This is a genomic window from Ruminococcus flavefaciens MA2007 (genome assembly GCF_000621845.1).
GTDB lineage: Bacteria > Bacillota > Clostridia > Oscillospirales > Ruminococcaceae > Ruminococcus > Ruminococcus flavefaciens_E.
Genome location: NZ_JHXF01000006.1, coordinates 186,846 through 202,977, shown reverse-complemented (window position 1 = coordinate 202,977; position 16,132 = coordinate 186,846). Strand labels below are relative to the sequence as shown.

The following is a 16,132-nucleotide window of genomic DNA, read 5'->3' as shown; positions in this document are numbered from 1 at the left end:
TTTTGAAATATAAATAATATTTTTTACCACTCATAATTTAGCTTAATCACCCATTTTTATGATAATACTGTACAATGGGAAGAAAAATAAACTGTAAGTTGCTCCAGTTTTTTGCTCCTGATTTTAGAAATTGGACGTGCCAATTTCTAAATTATTAATAGAGTGTAAAATTTGCTCCCGTTTCTACATTTTGTATTGACATATGCCCTGTTATATGATATGATATTAGTAGAGAAAAGCATAAGATATACTACTATATTTTGTTTACAGGGAGAGATATTTTTGGCAAACGTACTCGAAGTAAAGGAGCTCTCCAAGCAGTACTCAAAGGTGCTGGCGGCAGATAAGGTCTCCTTTGAAATTGCCGAGGGCGAGATATTTGCTCTTATCGGTCCCAACGGCGCAGGAAAGACCACTACTATCAGAATGATCTCAACTCTGCTGTCTCCGACCGCAGGCGACGCTGTTGTCGCAGGTCACAGCATTTTAAAGGCTCCCGCAAAGGTAAGGGAATGTATCACCTACCTCCCCGACGAAGCAGGCGCTTACAAGCAGATGACAGGTATCAAGTACCTGCGCTTTATGGCAGGACTTTTCACAACGGATATAGATAAGCTCAATTCATACGTTGACCGCGCAAAGCAGATATGCGGTCTCGGCGACAGGCTTAACGATAAGATAGGCAGCTACAGCCGCGGTATGATACGCAAGCTTCTCCTTGCAAGAGCTGTTATGACAAAGCCAAAGCTGGCTATTCTTGATGAACCGACCAGCGGTCTCGACGTTCTCAACGCTATCGAGATACGCAAAATGATAAAAAGACTTGCAGCAGAAGAGGGTATGTCCTTCCTTCTCTCATCACACAATATGCTCGAGATAGAGTTTGTTTCCGACAGAGTCGGCATCATCTCAAAAGGTCACTTAATGGTGACAGGCCGCCCCGAGGAGCTCAAGGCTCGCTACGAAGCGCCTAATCTCGAGAACGTTTTTGAAAGGGTGGTGAAAGAGAATGAAGTTCATTAACCTGCTCAAAAAAGAGCTCTCGGAGCTCATAAACAAGCAGATGATATTCTCGCTTATCTTTACAGTGGCTATATTCTTCATAATGGGAAACGTTATGGAGTCCGCTACCAGCGAGATAGTCGAGGAAGCCAAGAGCAACAAGCTCAGCATCTGCAGCATGGACGATTCCGCTGTCACCGAGGAAATGATAGAATCCTTCAAGGAAAGCGGCAGCAAGGTAGATCTTGTTACCGTTGAGGGAGATGATTACGCCTCAGCCTTTAAAAAACAGAAGAAGCTGAAGGGCTTCGTGGTAATCCCAAAGGGCTTCGGAGAAGCTGTTGAAAAGGGCGAAAAGCCCGAGGTATACTCCGTAAGCAAGGTACAGGGCGCGGCAGCATTCAGCAATATGACGTCAGGTCCCGAAAATACGCTGTCTGCGGTAACGCTTTTCGTTTCACAGAAGCTCGCCGACCAGAAAGGCGTCAGCAAGGAACAGCTCAAAACTATCGAGGATCCTCTGACAGTTACAGAGCATACGGTAGTTGCCGATAAATCCGCTCAGGTATCTATAGGCTCTATCGTTACAAAGCTCATGATGCAGAATATGATACTTCCTATAATAGTTGTTCTGCTCATAATGATGACTTCACAGTCCCTTATCTCCTCCATATCCAACGAGAAGATAGACAAGACGCTGGAAACTCTGTTATCCACACCTGTTTCAAGGGGCTCTGTAATAACAGCAAAAATGCTGGCAGCCGCTATCGTGGCTCTCCTCAATGCAGGCGTTATGATGGCAGGATTCACCTCATACACAGCAGGTATGATGGGTTCAATGGCTTCGGATATAGCTACCACTATACCGCAGGACGCCGCTGAATCCGCAAAGGGCGCTCTTTCGAGCATAATGTCCTCGGGCGACGCATTAAAGCAGCTGGGATTACAGCTCGGAGCCGCTGATTATCTGCTCATAGGCATTCAGCTCTTTGTTACCATAATGATATGCCTTGCATTATCCATTATCCTCGGAGCTCTGGTAAACGACTCCAAGTCAGCACAGACCATGCTGCTCCCTATCGTAATGATGGTAATAATACCGTGGATGATAACAATGTTCACAGATGTGAGCTCGCTCCCGACAGTGGCTAAATACGTTATCTACGCTATCCCCTTTACTCACACATTCACCGCCATGCCAAACCTTATGTTCGGAAACAACACCGAATTCTGGTTAGGTCTGGGTTATCAGATAATAGTTTTCGCAGTAGTGATGTTCTTCGCACTGAAGCTTTTCAAGTCAGACAAGATACTCACTATCTCGCTCAATCTTGGTCAGAAGTCCAAGTTCAAAAAATCACGCAAAACCACCGAGGATTAATCCTCTTCCCTTTCCCCATGAAAAGGCGCAGCAGTTCCCACGCGGAGCTGCTGCGCCTTTTTATTTCAGTATACGCAAAAAACACAGCAGGACAGCCCTGACCGAGCTGCCCTGCTGCATGATTTATATAAACCAATTTATGCCGTTTATTAAAGGTCTCCGAGATAATCCCACAGACCGCCTGTGATAAGGTCCCAGATGATATATCCGCCCACAAGGGTGAATACGCTCAGGATAAGTCCTGCAATAGCAAAGCCCTTGCCGCCCTTGACTATGAGCCCGACGATACCGAATATGATTCCGAGGACCGCAAAGGGGATTCCGCAGACATAGAAGCAGAAGCCGCCCAGAATAGACAGTATGCCCATTACCAGCGCCGTTATGCCGAAGCCCGCTGTACCCTCTTTCTTTGGCTCCTGCGGATAATAGGGATTGAACATTGGCGGAGGCGGATAATTGCCCTGCGGATAGTTTGGATAGCCGCCCTGCTGAGGGTAGCCGTTATATGGATTCTGACTGCCGTAGTAATTATTCTGAGGGTAGCCGCCGTTCTGGGGATAACCCTGCTGGGGATAACCGCCCTGAGGATAGCCGTTATTGGGCTGCTGATACGGTTCATTCTGTGGATATGCGCCGTTATTCTGTACGTTCTCGTTGTTTTCGCCGTAGTTATTGTTATTCATGCTGTGCCCCCTAAAACAAAGAATTCAAATAATATTGCAGAATTTATAATGATTATAACACAAAATTACAAGAAATGCAAGTATTTTCATTCTGGCTGATAATATCCGCCTCCTGCGATATACGAAGCAGCCCTCCGCACAGTAAAAAAGCTATGCAAAGAATGCATAGCCTAAACAAATGAAATGAATAAATATAGAAGGGGAATTGGGGGATTACTTAATCCACTTATAATATACCGTCCCAACCTTAAAATAATCTTAAAGTTATCTTAATTTTCTTTGTTTTTTCATTTTTTTCTTATTTTATTGAATATGCAGCCTCTAATGCTATCTCCATCATGTCACGGAAGGTGAGCTGACGCTCCTCTGCGGTGGTTTTCTCACCTCTGAACGGGCAGTCCGACACAGTAAGTATACACAGAGCGTTCTTCCCTGCCCTTGCAGCGTTCATATACAGAGCCGCCGCCTCCATTTCCACAGCGAGAACTCCCATTTTCTTCCATTCAGCAAGGCTGTCTGCGTCATCGTAAAACACATCACTGGAAAAGATATTGCCTACGTGGAACCTGCTGCCCTTTGCCTCTGCTGCCTTTACTGCCGCCGAGAGAAGCTTCCATGAAGCTGTGGGCGCATATGTTCCGGGAAGTTTGTACTGGTTGGCATATGCGGAATCTGTACTTGCGCTCATACCTATAATTACGTCGCGGAGCTGTACATTATCTGCGATACTGCCTGCTGTGCCTACTCTGATGATGTTTTCAACGCCGTATTCGTTGAAAAGCTCCCATGAGTAGATACCGATAGAGGGCATACCCATGCCGCTGCCCTGCACAGATACGGGAACGCCCTTATATGTGCCAGTGAAGCCGTACATTCCTCTGACCTCGTTGTAGCAGACGGGGTTCTCGAGGTAATTCTCGGCAATGAATTTTGCTCTCAGGGGATCTCCAGGCATGAGAACGGTCTTGGCGACATCGCCCTTCTTTGCGTTATTGTGTGGTGTCGGCATATTTAGCCCTCCTTTTTATAGTTTAGAGTTGAGAGTTTAGAGTTGAAAGTTATACTGTGAACGAAGTAAACACATTAACTCTCAAATCTAAACTTTTTCCTTTTTTAGTAGTGTAGGGGGCGATGCTCACATCGCCACATCAGATCACGAAACAAATCGGGCTAATGTGGACATCAGCCCCTACAGATAAACAAATTATCTCTTGATGAGCTTCTTGGCTGTGTCGATTATAGCCTTATAATTGATGAACATCACCAGTGCGAACAGCAGGAATACCCACAGCATATAGAGCTTCGGAGCTCCTATGATGAGAACGCTCATAAGCAGCAAAGCTACCGTATTGATTACAGTCTTAATTATATCAAATCTGAACGGCACATAGTATCTTGCGTCTATCATTCTTGCGCCGTAGCAGATGATATAGCTGAGGAATGTGGCGAATGCTGCACCCTGTATGCCCCATTCGGGTATGAGGAAGTAGTTCATCACAAGGTTTACCGAGCAGGCAGCAAGAGCCGTCCATGAGGAGTTCTTGGGGTGCTTTGTTGCTGAATAGATACCGCCGAGGAACTGGTTAAGGGACATGAATATTACGGCGATAACAAGTATAGGCGTATACATATAAACGTCTGCGTAGACTGCGAACTTATCCGACGGTACGATAAACGACGTTATCGGCTTGATAATAAGGAGAAGTCCTGCCGAAGCCATGAAAAGCACAGCTTCATATGCGGAATAGACCTTTTCGTAGAACTTGTTCCTGTCGGCGGAGTTGTTTTCCGTTATGGCAGACATACTCCAAGCCTGATAGAATATAGTTGATACCATTGATATAAGGCTGGGTATCTTGTTGGCGTAGTCATAGATACCTGCCGTGCCTGTTCCCAGCACTACCCTGTCGCTTTTCATATTGTTGATGAAAAGTCTGTCGGAAAGGCTGGTGACAGTCCACATTACTATGGTAGGTATCAGCGGAGCGGCAAAGCCCAGCATTTCCTTTCCAAGCTCCTTATTGAAATAGCGCAGACCTGTATATTTATGAAGTCTTGCTGCAATAAAGAGGAACACTGCCGAGCAGGCGTCGGACAGGATAGCTGCCAGCAGGAAGCCCTTTACGCCCCAGTGATTGTGGGATATGAAGATAAGGTTGAATATCAGAAGTGTAAGTGTGGCGAGTATGCCGTCTATGGAGAAAAGCTTTACAAGGTCTCTTGAACGGACAAAATTCTGACAAAGCATTCTCAGTGAGGACATTATTACGTAGATTATGAGCATTACCGTAAAGCCCTTCATGTAACTGAGGGAATGCATCTTGCTCAAAAACGGCACTATCAGCGTCATAAGCATCATGCCGACTGACGTAATGACCGCCGAGGTCGAGAATACCTCTCTCTTGTCGTATTCCTTGTCCAGACCAAAGCGGATAAGGTACTCCTGCAATGCAAAGGTGAAGATAGGCTGCAAAAACAGCAGTGAAAGCTCAAGAAGTCCCTTGATACCCGATTCCGTGTCGCTGAGATTAAGGGCATAAAGTCTTGTCAGCAGAAGATTCAGTATCTTTGCACCGAAGCTGCCGATAGCAAAAATGCCCGTATTAAGCGCAAGCTTTTTATATTTATTCATTTTCCACACTCCGAAAAAAATAATACGCTAATATTATATCACATTATTATTGATTTGTCATCTTTTTTCTTAAAAAACAACGTAGACAGAAGCTTTTTCTGAATTGAGAATTTCAGTAAAAAAATAAACTCCCGTTGTCGGGAGTTCATCATTATCAGAATATGTCGCTGATCCCCGAGCTTATGCCCAGTGAAGCTGCAAATATAAGTATCAATGCGGCTATGGCAACAGAGATTATAGAGAGTATAAGACCTGTTATAGCCATGCCCTTTCCTGCGGGACCTTTCTTTATAGCTACTGCACCCAGGATAAGTCCTACAAGTGCAAGCAGGAATGCAACAGGATAGAAGCAGCATGAGCAGAGTATCGCGCAGATACCCAGTACCATTGAAGCTACCGAGAGTCCTATGCTGCCCTCCAGAGGAGGCTGCTGCTGATAGGGATCCTGCAAATACGGAGCGCCGTAGGGATTTCCGTTCTGGTAGAAATTCTGAGGTCCGTACTGCGGATTATTCGGCTGTCCGTATGGATTGTTCTGGGGACCGTAGGGAGCGCCCTGCTGTCCATAGGGGTTGTTCTGAGGACCGTAATTCGAGCCTGTTGGCTGTCCATAGGGGTTATTCTGTGCGCCGTAGCCGTTATTGGGCTGATTGTAATTATTCTGAGCGTCATATCCGCCGCTGTAATTCTGTCCGTAAGTATTGTCCTGAGTATCGTTCTGAGCTGTATAGCCGCCGTTACCCTGTCCCTGTGCAGGATCGTCGCCGTAGCCGCTGCTCTGATCGTTGTTGTAATTGTTATCCATATTGATACCCTCCTAAAGGCAACTATAATATGTAAATTATAGCATTTTTCGGCAGTTTTGTCAACAAAAAACAAGCTCCCGCCGAAACGAGAGCTTATCTGTTCATCTTTTAAGATATCGGAGCAAGTGCAGGTACGAAGTTCCTTACTATATAATAGACAACGAACAGACCTATCACTATCAGCCATATCCACAGCTTTCTCGGAAGGAGCTTTATATCCCTGCCGAATATCGCTGCCAGGTTCTCTATGTAGAGCAGACACAGCAGCAGGCTCAGAAAAGGTATCGCGGCGTTATTTCTGACAGCTGTCCAGATGTGACCTTGCAGCAGAGCAATGGTGCTTCTGGTATTTCCACAGCCTGTACACCAGTAACCTGTGAGCTTATGAAAGCCGCATGGCGGCATGAGCCTTGCAAGCCCGACTATTTGATCTCTGAGGACAAAGGCGACCAGTGCCAGAAAAGGCGCCGCAGCCGCGATTGCTATTCTCAGACGTTTAGACATATCTTACTTGATGATGAAAAGTGCGCCGTTGATCTCTTTGAGCATATCCTTGATAGCTGCGCCAAAGATAAGAGTGATGATAACACCTGCAATACCGAGAACTGCGCCTACGATACCGCAAACGAGACCTGCGATAGCCATTCCTCTGCCTGCTTCGTTGTTCTTCATTACGAGAGCACCGAGAGCGATAGCGACAACGCCGAGGATAAGACCGAGCCAAGCTGAAAGGCAGCATCCGAGAACAACTGCGCAGATACCGCATACCATTGAAGCAATTGCCTTGCCCTTAGGACCGTCTGGTGTAGGCATACTTCCGTTGTATGGATCAACGGGTGCCTGTGGTGCCTGATTGTAATCAGGAGTTGCATTCTGCTGATCATTGTTGTAATTGTTATCCATGATAAAATTCCTCCCTAAAGGTAATATAACAAGTAAAGTATACCACTTTAGTCGTTTTTTGTCAATAGAAAAGCATAAATTTATTGAAAAAAGTTATGAAGTCATATGTTTATTTTATTATAAAATTTTTACTTATAATCAGCTGAAAATGCCCATGAAAAGGAAGCGGCACTGCCGCTGTTCAGACGGCAGTGCCTAAATTAAGGAGGTTGTATTATATCTAATATATGTAGATTTTCAGTTTTTATCAGCCCTGCTCGCTGAGAAGCAAGGAAATACGGCTCTGGAGACTGCTGATTATCTCTTCTGAGCTCTTTTCGCCCTCAAAGAAAGCATCAGCCTCTTCCATTATGATATTCTGTATTTCAGGATCGAAATTATCAACGATAGTTGTAGTATTCATGATATAGTCAACTATCTCTTTCTTTTCGTCTTCTGTGAGAGGATCAACGTCAACAGACTTATTCTTTGACTGATCGTAGTAGCTGTAGTTGTATTCTACCTTCTTGCCGTTCTCGTCGATGTAGTAAGGCTTCTTTGTAGCAGTGTCTGCCATTTTGTCGAACTTTGACTTGATAGCCGGGAATCCGCTGATATAGTATCTGTTCATTCCTGACTCATCCTCATCTTCTTCGGGAGTCTTGAAGAATTCCTTGACGAGCTCCCAGCAGGTATCCTTGTCTGTTGAATTTGTGAGGATAGCAAGGCTCTCGGAAAGCATGAGAACGCCGCCGTTGCCGCCTACTGACGGACAGCCGATGAACTTGACATCTTCGTCGCCGAATCTGCCCTTGTACTGACTGATATATGATTCAAAATCATAAAGATAAACATTATCTATGAGCTGCTTATCCTTCATAAAGTTGTCGTTGTTGAACATCTCATTAACAGCCTTCTGGTCCTCCCAGTCAATGAGTTCATCTTCCTTTGGGAACTCATTAGCAAAGTCAAGGAATTTTTTGAACTCTGGTGAATCAAAGCTGCAGGTGCGCTTTTCATAATCTATGCAGCCGCACATAGAGCTGAGGAGCATCTCAGATATAGTTTCCTTGGAGTCGAGATATGTGAGAGATGTTCCCTCGGGCTGCTTCTTGTATGTGTCTATCATCTCATCGATAGTCCATGTATCCTTATCGAAGTTCTTAGCCTTGATAGCATAGGTCTGTATCTGGAATGCAGTAGGAAGTGAAAGCAGCTTGCCGCCTATCTTGCAGGCTTCGAGGATATTGGGCATGATATCGTCTGTTTTGATATCGCTGTCCTTGGAGAGGTATTCGCCGAGGTCAACGAAAAGTCCCTTATTTGCAAGGTTCTTGATAAGAGCCTGATTCTGGCAAACTATCATATCGGGAGCATTGCCTGATACGATGTCGTTTTTAAGCTGACCTTCGCCTGAGCTGGTGTATCTCTCGTTCTCCTCATCGTAATCGTCATACTTGCTGTAGTCAACCATTTTGAAGCGTACACCGTCATGGGACTTGTTGAATTCCTGTACCTTGCTCTTGATATCGGGGTTATCGTACATTACGCCGATAGTGATGACCTTGGTGTTCTCCATTTCGGAAACGTCACGCTTTGTAAGTCTGTACAGAGTGCTGCCGTTTGTTCCGCTTGTATAATCCTGATATGCGATGACATAATCGCCGTTTTCCATAGAAACGATAGAGTTCACGCCGCCGTTGCCCAGGTCGGAATCCAGCCAGTTGATTATCTCCTCGCCTGAGCCGTCCTCCTTGATGCCGCAAAGAGCAGTAGATGTGCTCATAAGGAACTTATAGTCGCCGCTGCCTGCGAAAATTGTGCCGATATTATCGGAAAGACCTGCCTTTTTAAGGTCAACTGTGTCGTCCTTTGCCTTTAATGTATTGGCATCAACGTACTTTACAGCAGCATCATAGTTCTTGAAATAGCCTGCTGCTGCGATAGTTTCGTCGTCGATAAGCGCAACGCTTTCGATGTAGCTGGCGTCAAGACCGTCAAGCTCGCCGCTTATCTTTCCATCAGTACCTAAGATGACATACTTGTTGTCCATTGAGTATACCTCGCAGATCACCTTATCGCCGCCGCATGGATACATACGTCCGATATGCACGTCGCCGTCCTCGTCGGCATACTCATCAAGACCTGTGATATCGTTCTCTGACTTGATATTGCCGTCAAGGTCAACGGTGTACAGCTTGTAATTATACTTTACATGGCTGTAGAATTCTTCAAAGTCAAAGCTTTCATAATCGAAGCTCGGATCATCGAAATCAGGCTTTTTCTGATCGCCGAAATCTACGAATGTTGCAAATGCCATGATATTGCCGTCGGGAGATACTGCTGTATTGAAGTTTACCTCATCGTCTTCCTTTACTCCGAAGTCTATTTCAATGGGCTTGATATCCTTGAACTCGTTATCGGAGATATATAATGTAGGTGCGTTCTGGCGCTCGCTAAAAGTACTGATAAGTATTCTGTTTTCGTCGATCCTGTCAATAGTGTTGATGTTGTCTACATCAGTATCGATCTCAACTGCCTTATAGGAGGCTGCCATAAGCTCCTTTGCGGTCTTTACCTTGCCGTTGTTGGAATCTTCTTTTTTTCCGCAAGAAGCTGCTGTACCTGCGATAAGGGCAAGTGCTGCGGTAAGTGCTGTGATTCGGGTAAATGTTTTCTTCATAATGATACCTCTTTTTTCTTGTTTTTATTTTACTTTCTTTTGTCTGCTCCTGTTTTTATTTTTCGGAGCTCTCTTTTTTCTCTTCCGTGCTGTCTGTGCGCTTTTTTCTCAGCTCTGTAGTCTTTTCTGATACAAAACCGCCCACAGCTCTTCTGAGGCCTTCTTTCTTTCGCATAAACGCTCTGTAAGCCACTATAATAAGCCATATCAGCGTTATCAGCGGTATAGCAAGGAGGAGCCTTCGCCCTCCGTAGATGAATGAAAGCTTGAATTCAACCATTCTCGAAGCATTCTCCCAGAACGGATAGACTATGCTGTCCTTGCGGACAACGCTGTCATCAAGCCGTTTCAGAGCCTTTATCCTCGGCTTAGGATCAAAGCGCTCCGTGTTGTTTACTATGCTTATCTTGTCCTTGTATCTCTCCGAGAGTTCTTTTTTTACAGCATTATAGGTGAACCTCTCAACAGGCTCGGGACTGATGCATTCATAGCAGGTGACCTTACGGAAATCAGAAACAGTTCTCATGCCGTCGTCAAACTCGTCATAGCCGCCTCCGCTGCCTGAGATAAGTCCTGCCGCATAGTAGGATATATATGCCCTCGGTGTGCTGCCTACGCAGCGTTCCTCGGGATCAGTTCGGGGAGTTTCAATAACTCCCGAAATGTAGAGTTTTACGTTGTTTATGTAAATGGCTTTGCCTGCGATATTATCGGTGCCGTAGATATTCCATGCAAGCTGACGGTCAATGACCGCTCCGTCCTGCATGAGGTCGTCATCGGAGAAGAACGCTCCGCTGACAAGGTCGAAGCTTCGGAACAGGAAGAAATCTCCGCCCACGGCTGTGACCTCGGTCTCGGAATGCTTTCCCGTTTCTCCCATAATAGTGGCTTTTCCGAGAGAAGCGCTGTAGGCTTCGGGAACAAGCTTCTGCCGTCCGTTGGGATTTACCGCAGCCTCGCTGAGCTTTCCTATGAGCTTTGCATTCACGCCGCGTATCTCGTTTTTGTCAAAGCCTGCGTCGTCGCTGAAAAAGCAGCTTATCTGGGAGTATTCGTCCTTGCTGCCGTTTTTCCAGTTCTCATAAGCGTAATTGTAACGCTGAGACCTTGCGGCGCTGTTTCCCACTGCCGTCAGTATCAGTACCCCCGCAACAGCGGCGGCGTTCACCGCGGCAATGACTATATGAACAGGTCTGAATCTTTTTTTCACCAGATCCACCGCCTTATTTATCCTTCATGCGGACCTGATCACCCGGGCGGATAGGCTTGCTGGACGCGGTTATTACATAGTCACCTCTGCCAATATCGCCTGAAACTGCTGATGAGACCTCGTCCTTTGCAAGCTCGGTCACGGTAACTCTTTCAGCATAATAGCGGTTGCCGAGAGGAGTATTCTTTGAACGCACTACAAGTACGTAGTTGTCGCTGTTATCGGGTATTACTGCGCTCCTTGGAACTATGGCGTCATATGTGCCGCTGCCGAGTGGGATAGAGATGTCAAGCGTCTCTCCCGACTCAACACTTCCCGTTACTGAGAAAACAAGGTCTTTTTTCTTTGCTCCTGCCTTGGGATTGCTCTTTATCTCGGTGAGAACAGCCTCGACATCGCCGCTGTAATCGTTCATTACCTCGGCTGTAATGCCCTTCTTTACCTTTTTGAGCTTGTCGGCGTCAACGGTGAGCTTTACTGTATAGCCCTGATCCACAAGGTCGATAGTCGCAAGAGGCATTTCCTCAACGGTCTTGTCGTCAGTCTTTACATTTATGGAGCTTACAACGCCGTCGTACTTGGACTTTATCTCGGTAGCCTTGGAATCCTTCTTGAGCTTTTCATATTTTTCCTTTTTCTTTTCCATGTCCTTTTTAAGGGACTCGATATTGAGATTTGTCTGCTGTTCCTTTATGGAATCGCTCTTCTTGGTCTTGTTGAGCTCTATTATCTTCTTTTCAAGGGCGTTCTGCTTCTCGACAACGCTTGCTGCAAGGGATTCATAGCTTTCTGAGCCTGAGCCCTCGGTAAGAGACTCGGTATAAGCCTCTATCTCGCCGTTAAGCCTTGAAGCCTCTGCGGAGACCTCGCTGAGACGTGAAGCGATCTCGCTGCGCTTGCTGCTCTTTGCCTCGCTGTAAGCGTTCTTGGCAGAATCTCTAACTGCCTGCTTTGCGTCAGCGTCTGCCTTTGTTATCTCAACATTATTGTTTGAATCAAGAGCCTTTTCGTAAAGGGCATATGCTGCCTTGTATTCCTCCTCAGCAGCAGAATATGTATTGTAAAGTGAGGGCAGCTCGCCGATGAACTCGGGATCAGCCTCCTCGTACGTATCCGAGTTGATAGCCTTTCCGGCTGTTTCAAGCTTGGTCTGGAGAGCGGTAAGTCTTGTATACTCAGCCTTGTTTGCCTTGTATCTTTCCTTTTCCGCAGCCAGTGCGCCTGCGTTGTTCCTTGCGGCGTCGCGCTTTGCGATGAGAGCGTTTATCTCGTCTCTTGCCGCCTTTATCTCCTGATTGTCCTCGGAGTAGTCAAGAGGCTCTTTCAGCAGTGCTGTTTCGTAGTCAAGCTTTGCCTTGTCATAATCAGTCTCGGCAAGCTCGAGAGCTTCGCTTCCAACAGCGTTTACAGTAAAGAGGACATCGTCCTTGTGTACCTCCTGTCCCTGCTTTACGTGTATCTTCTCGATAACTCTGTTGGCGTCGGTCTTTACCTCGTAGGACTGGTTGGACTCCACAGTGCCCGTATCCCTGATACGCTCAGTGAGCTTTCCTGCGGCTACCTGCTCTGAGGAAATTTCGGCGAGAGACTTGTTCATTATGGTGTTTGAGAAAAATGTGAGCACCAGCATTAATGCTAAAAATACTATTATAAGCGTCTTTATGAGCTCACGTCTTTTGGCAGGGGACTTTTCTTCTTTTTCGCCGCGCTCTGCCAGTATATCCTTAACTTCTTTTGTTTCGTTCATATTATTACTCCTTCTGAGCTGTGACTTTTCTGCGTCAGCCCTTGATTCCGCCCGAATAGGTTATTCCCTCTACGAGGTAATCCTCGCCGTAGAGGAACATCAGCACCGTGGGTATCATGTAAACCACGCCTATTGCAAAGGCAAGACCGATATCCTTTTCGTTTATCTGTGAAAGGAATACGGAAAGGGGGTGAAGCGTCGATTCTTTCATAAGTACAATGGGCTGTTCCACCATGTTCCAGTAATCTATGAACACAAGCATGGCAATGGAAACTATAGCGCCCTTGCACAGCGGGATATATATCTTGGTAAGTATCTTGAATTCTCCTGCGCCGTCAAGCTTTGCCGCTTCAACATAGGAAACGGGGATACGCCGCATTACCTTTGTCAGCAGGAATATGCTGAAAGGTGAGAATATTGCAGGAAGTATTATTGAAAGTCTGGTATCCAGCAGTCCGAACTTATCCGCAACAAGGTAATTCGGAACGAGAGTTACCTGATAGGGCATTATCATTAATATAATGTATGTAAAGAATATTATGCCCTTGAACTTATTTGGATACCTTGAAAAGCCGTAGGAGGTAAGTATCGCCACAGCCATCTGGAATACGGTGATAGGAACTGTCAGCCATACCGAGTTCCAGAACTTCATGAGATAATCGGAATTCTGAATGAGAACTGCCTTGTACTGGTCAAAGGTGACCTTGTCGGGAATGAATTTAAGGTTTACATTCGTGGATATGAATGTCTTTTTGTTCTCTGTCATATTCGAGAGCATCGCGCCGTAATTGGCGTTTATCTCATTTGAAGTCATAAAGGAGTTTGCCAAGGTCAGCACCGTCGGCAAAAGGAAAAGCAGAGCCGCTAACAGTACGAACCCGAATACTAAGATATCGAATATTTTTCTTCGGCGCTTTATCGCCATTCTTTTCAGCTTCATCAGTTCTCCACATCCTTTCCGAAGATATCCTCGGCAATGAGGAGGACTGCCATTATCACTATCATGAGAAGCGCAAACAGTACAGCCGCCGCAGAGAGCTTCTGGTAGTCAAGGCTGTTAAAGGTATTGTTCATAAAGTGCTGGAGCATATAAAGCGAATCGTTGGGGTAATTTCCCGTCAGGAGATATACCTCGCGGAATATCTTGAATGAGTTTATCATTGAGAGTATCAGTACGAACAAGATAGTCGGCGAAAGATATCTCAGCTTTATATGCAGGAATTTATACAGACTGCCTGCACCCTCGAGGTCTGCCACCTCAATGATGTCCTTTGGTATGGCACACAGCGCCGACATGAAGAGTATCATGTTGTAGCCCAGATTTTTCCACAGGAACATACATATTATAACAAGCTGTCCGTGGGAGGACTTTATCCAGTCTACGCCGTGCCCTCCCATAGCCTCAATTATCTGGTTCACAGTTCCGTGATTGTGGAAAAGCACCTGCCATACAAGAACTACAGAAGCCGTGGGTACCATAAGGGGGCTCAGGAAGAATGTCCTGAATATGCTCTTGCCCGGGATATTGCGCTCGAGAAGCATTGCAAGCCCCAGTGAAAGTATCACCGAAAGGGGTACCGATACCAGCGAGAAGAATGCTGTGTTCTTTGCCGCCTTTGTGAAAGCTGAATTGCTGAACAGCTTAGTATAGTTTTCAAGTCCTACAAATTCTTTCAGAACAGGGTTGTTTATCAGTGAATAGTATATTACGATACAGAACGGAACAAGGAAGAATATCATTACTCCCAGCAGGCTCGGGATAACGCATACATTGCTGAATATCCTCTCGCCCTTTCTTCCGCACTGATCTTTTGCCTTGTTTTTCATTTTTAACACAACCTTACAAAAAATCTTATGTCGATGCAAACTGTTTCTCGCTCTCGTTTTTTTGGCAGTTATATATAAGTGATTTTTTCAGCCGAAAAAGACGAAGCCGGGAAATATTTTTTTATTTTAACTTTTCTTTTGTTCATCACCTGCTCATTATTCTTAACATTCCACATCAATAACACAGTTGAGTCTCTGTAATTCGTGCATTGATAAAAAATATTTTTCGTAATTTTTTACTCATTTAAAATAATACAACATTGATAAAGACTTGTCAATATAATGAGCGGCAATTTTTCTCTTTATTGTAAAAATCCTCATTATGTAATATAAATGGCTGTAATTCGGGAGATTTTTTGTAAAAAGCAATGGCTGTTCACTGTTGTTTCCACCTCTCTTCCCTTATTACAATCATATCATACTACAGAAACGTGACATTAACGTGACTTTTAAATTACAAATCCGTCACTTTATTTTGTATTATAATTGGTCATTCTTATTATTTGCCTGCCAAAAGCCTTAATTTTTTCTTAATTTTGCTTCGGACTGAAAGCTTTTTCAAACGCTCCCTATTATATTAGACGTGCTGAGGAACTGTTTTGTGACAATATTTTTTCATTTTATTTTGTCAATCGGCATTTTGTCATTCGTGGAGAATAGCAGCGCGATATTTTTAGTAATTGTGACTTTTTTTCAAAAGTGGTATTGACAATTTGCTCCGATTATGATAGAATATTTCATGTTGAAACGCCGTGCGGGTGTAGTTCAATGGTAGAATGTCAGCCTTCCAAGCTGAACACGTGGGTTCGATTCCCATCACCCGCTCCATTTTTGCGCCTTTAACTCAGCTGGATAGAGTAACTGCCTTCTAAGCAGTAAGCCGCTGGTTCGAATCCAGCAAGGCGCGCCATTCCGAAACTCTCCGTTACTTGACTCCATCTAATGGAGAGCTTCGTTTTTATTTATTTGAATATGGTGGGTATAGCTTAGCTGGTTAAAGCGTCGGATTGTGGTCCCGAAGACCGTGGGTTCGAATCCCACTACCCACCCTCCATGAAACAGGCACTTTCGAGAGATCGGAAGTGCTTTTTTCGTTGTTTTCCTACAGCTTTCCTACACTTATCTTTCCAGACTACCTAATCAAGCCTAAAATTATATAAAAAGAAAAATTCAAAACAGGGAGTTCTGCCATCAGGCTAAAGTAACCTTTTGCATATTTCCCCTTTCAGTCACCTATATACGAATACGTCCCCGCAATCGCGGGGACTTGTTTCTATGT

General features: G+C 45.1%; 13 protein-coding genes and 3 tRNA genes. 5 read left to right on the top strand and 11 right to left on the bottom strand.

Features of this window, described 5'->3' with window-relative positions; translation table 11 throughout:
* Window positions 1–282 precede the first annotated feature (282 nt).
* Together T497_RS0102725 and T497_RS0102720 are read left to right on the top strand one after the other, a co-directional pair.
* Window positions 283–1,023, top strand: coding sequence for an ABC transporter ATP-binding protein (locus T497_RS0102725; protein WP_028514300.1), 741 nt, complete (start codon window positions 283–285; stop codon window positions 1,021–1,023).
* Entirely contained in the window at window positions 1,010–2,383 is a 1,374-nt protein-coding gene (locus T497_RS0102720; protein WP_028514299.1) for an ABC transporter permease, read from the top strand. Before T497_RS0102725 ends, T497_RS0102720 begins: the two co-directional genes overlap by 14 nt.
* 149 nt (window positions 2,384–2,532) lie before the next feature.
* On the opposite strand, the gene T497_RS15605 is transcribed toward T497_RS0102720, so the two are convergent.
* From T497_RS15605 to T497_RS0102660, 11 genes are all read right to left on the bottom strand, one after another.
* On the bottom strand, window positions 2,533–3,066 hold the full coding sequence (locus T497_RS15605; protein ID WP_051530481.1) for a hypothetical protein: 534 nt from the start codon (window positions 3,064–3,066) through the stop codon (window positions 2,533–2,535).
* A gap of 298 nt (window positions 3,067–3,364) precedes the next feature.
* Entirely contained in the window at window positions 3,365–4,075 is a 711-nt protein-coding gene (gene deoD, locus T497_RS0102710) for a purine-nucleoside phosphorylase (protein ID WP_028514298.1), read from the bottom strand.
* Window positions 4,076–4,270: 195 nt separating this feature from the next.
* Window positions 4,271–5,698 carry a polysaccharide biosynthesis C-terminal domain-containing protein gene (locus tag T497_RS0102705; protein ID WP_028514297.1) on the bottom strand — a complete coding sequence of 476 codons (1,428 nt, stop codon included), beginning with the start codon at window positions 5,696–5,698 and terminating at the stop codon, window positions 4,271–4,273.
* A 154-nt stretch (window positions 5,699–5,852) separates the two neighbouring features.
* Window positions 5,853–6,503 (bottom strand): DUF4190 domain-containing protein, encoded by a 651-nt coding sequence (locus T497_RS15600; protein WP_051530479.1) that lies wholly within the window; start codon window positions 6,501–6,503, stop codon window positions 5,853–5,855.
* A 109-nt stretch (window positions 6,504–6,612) separates the two neighbouring features.
* Window positions 6,613–7,008 carry a DUF2752 domain-containing protein gene (locus T497_RS15595; protein ID WP_051530477.1) on the bottom strand — a complete coding sequence of 132 codons (396 nt, stop codon included), beginning with the start codon at window positions 7,006–7,008 and terminating at the stop codon, window positions 6,613–6,615.
* Window positions 7,009–7,011: 3 nt separating this feature from the next.
* Window positions 7,012–7,407, bottom strand: coding sequence for a DUF4190 domain-containing protein (locus T497_RS15590; RefSeq protein WP_051530475.1), 396 nt, complete (start codon window positions 7,405–7,407; stop codon window positions 7,012–7,014).
* A gap of 247 nt (window positions 7,408–7,654) precedes the next feature.
* A complete protein-coding gene (locus T497_RS0102680) occupies window positions 7,655–10,069 on the bottom strand; it encodes an ABC transporter substrate-binding protein (RefSeq protein WP_028514295.1) in 2,415 nt (804 codons plus the stop codon).
* Window positions 10,070–10,124: 55 nt separating this feature from the next.
* A complete protein-coding gene (locus T497_RS0102675) occupies window positions 10,125–11,279 on the bottom strand; it encodes an ABC transporter permease (protein ID WP_028514294.1) in 1,155 nt (384 codons plus the stop codon).
* A gap of 13 nt (window positions 11,280–11,292) precedes the next feature.
* Complete coding sequence (locus tag T497_RS0102670; protein ID WP_028514293.1) at window positions 11,293–13,026, bottom strand: biotin/lipoyl-binding protein; 1,734 nt, start codon at window positions 13,024–13,026, stop codon at window positions 11,293–11,295.
* A gap of 34 nt (window positions 13,027–13,060) precedes the next feature.
* Window positions 13,061–13,966 carry a carbohydrate ABC transporter permease gene (locus T497_RS0102665; protein WP_242839958.1) on the bottom strand — a complete coding sequence of 302 codons (906 nt, stop codon included), beginning with the start codon at window positions 13,964–13,966 and terminating at the stop codon, window positions 13,061–13,063.
* On the bottom strand, window positions 13,966–14,853 hold the full coding sequence (locus T497_RS0102660) for a carbohydrate ABC transporter permease (RefSeq protein WP_051530473.1): 888 nt from the start codon (window positions 14,851–14,853) through the stop codon (window positions 13,966–13,968). The genes T497_RS0102665 and T497_RS0102660 overlap by 1 nt, the downstream gene beginning before the upstream one ends.
* Window positions 14,854–15,607: 754 nt before the next feature.
* Here T497_RS0102660 and T497_RS0102655 point away from each other — a divergent pair.
* From T497_RS0102655 to T497_RS0102645, 3 genes are all read left to right on the top strand, one after another.
* Window positions 15,608–15,681 (top strand) — tRNA-Gly (locus tag T497_RS0102655).
* A gap of 5 nt (window positions 15,682–15,686) precedes the next feature.
* A tRNA-Arg gene (locus T497_RS0102650) sits at window positions 15,687–15,763 on the top strand.
* 64 nt (window positions 15,764–15,827) lie between these two features.
* A tRNA-His gene (locus tag T497_RS0102645) sits at window positions 15,828–15,903 on the top strand.
* Window positions 15,904–16,132 lie beyond the last annotated feature (229 nt).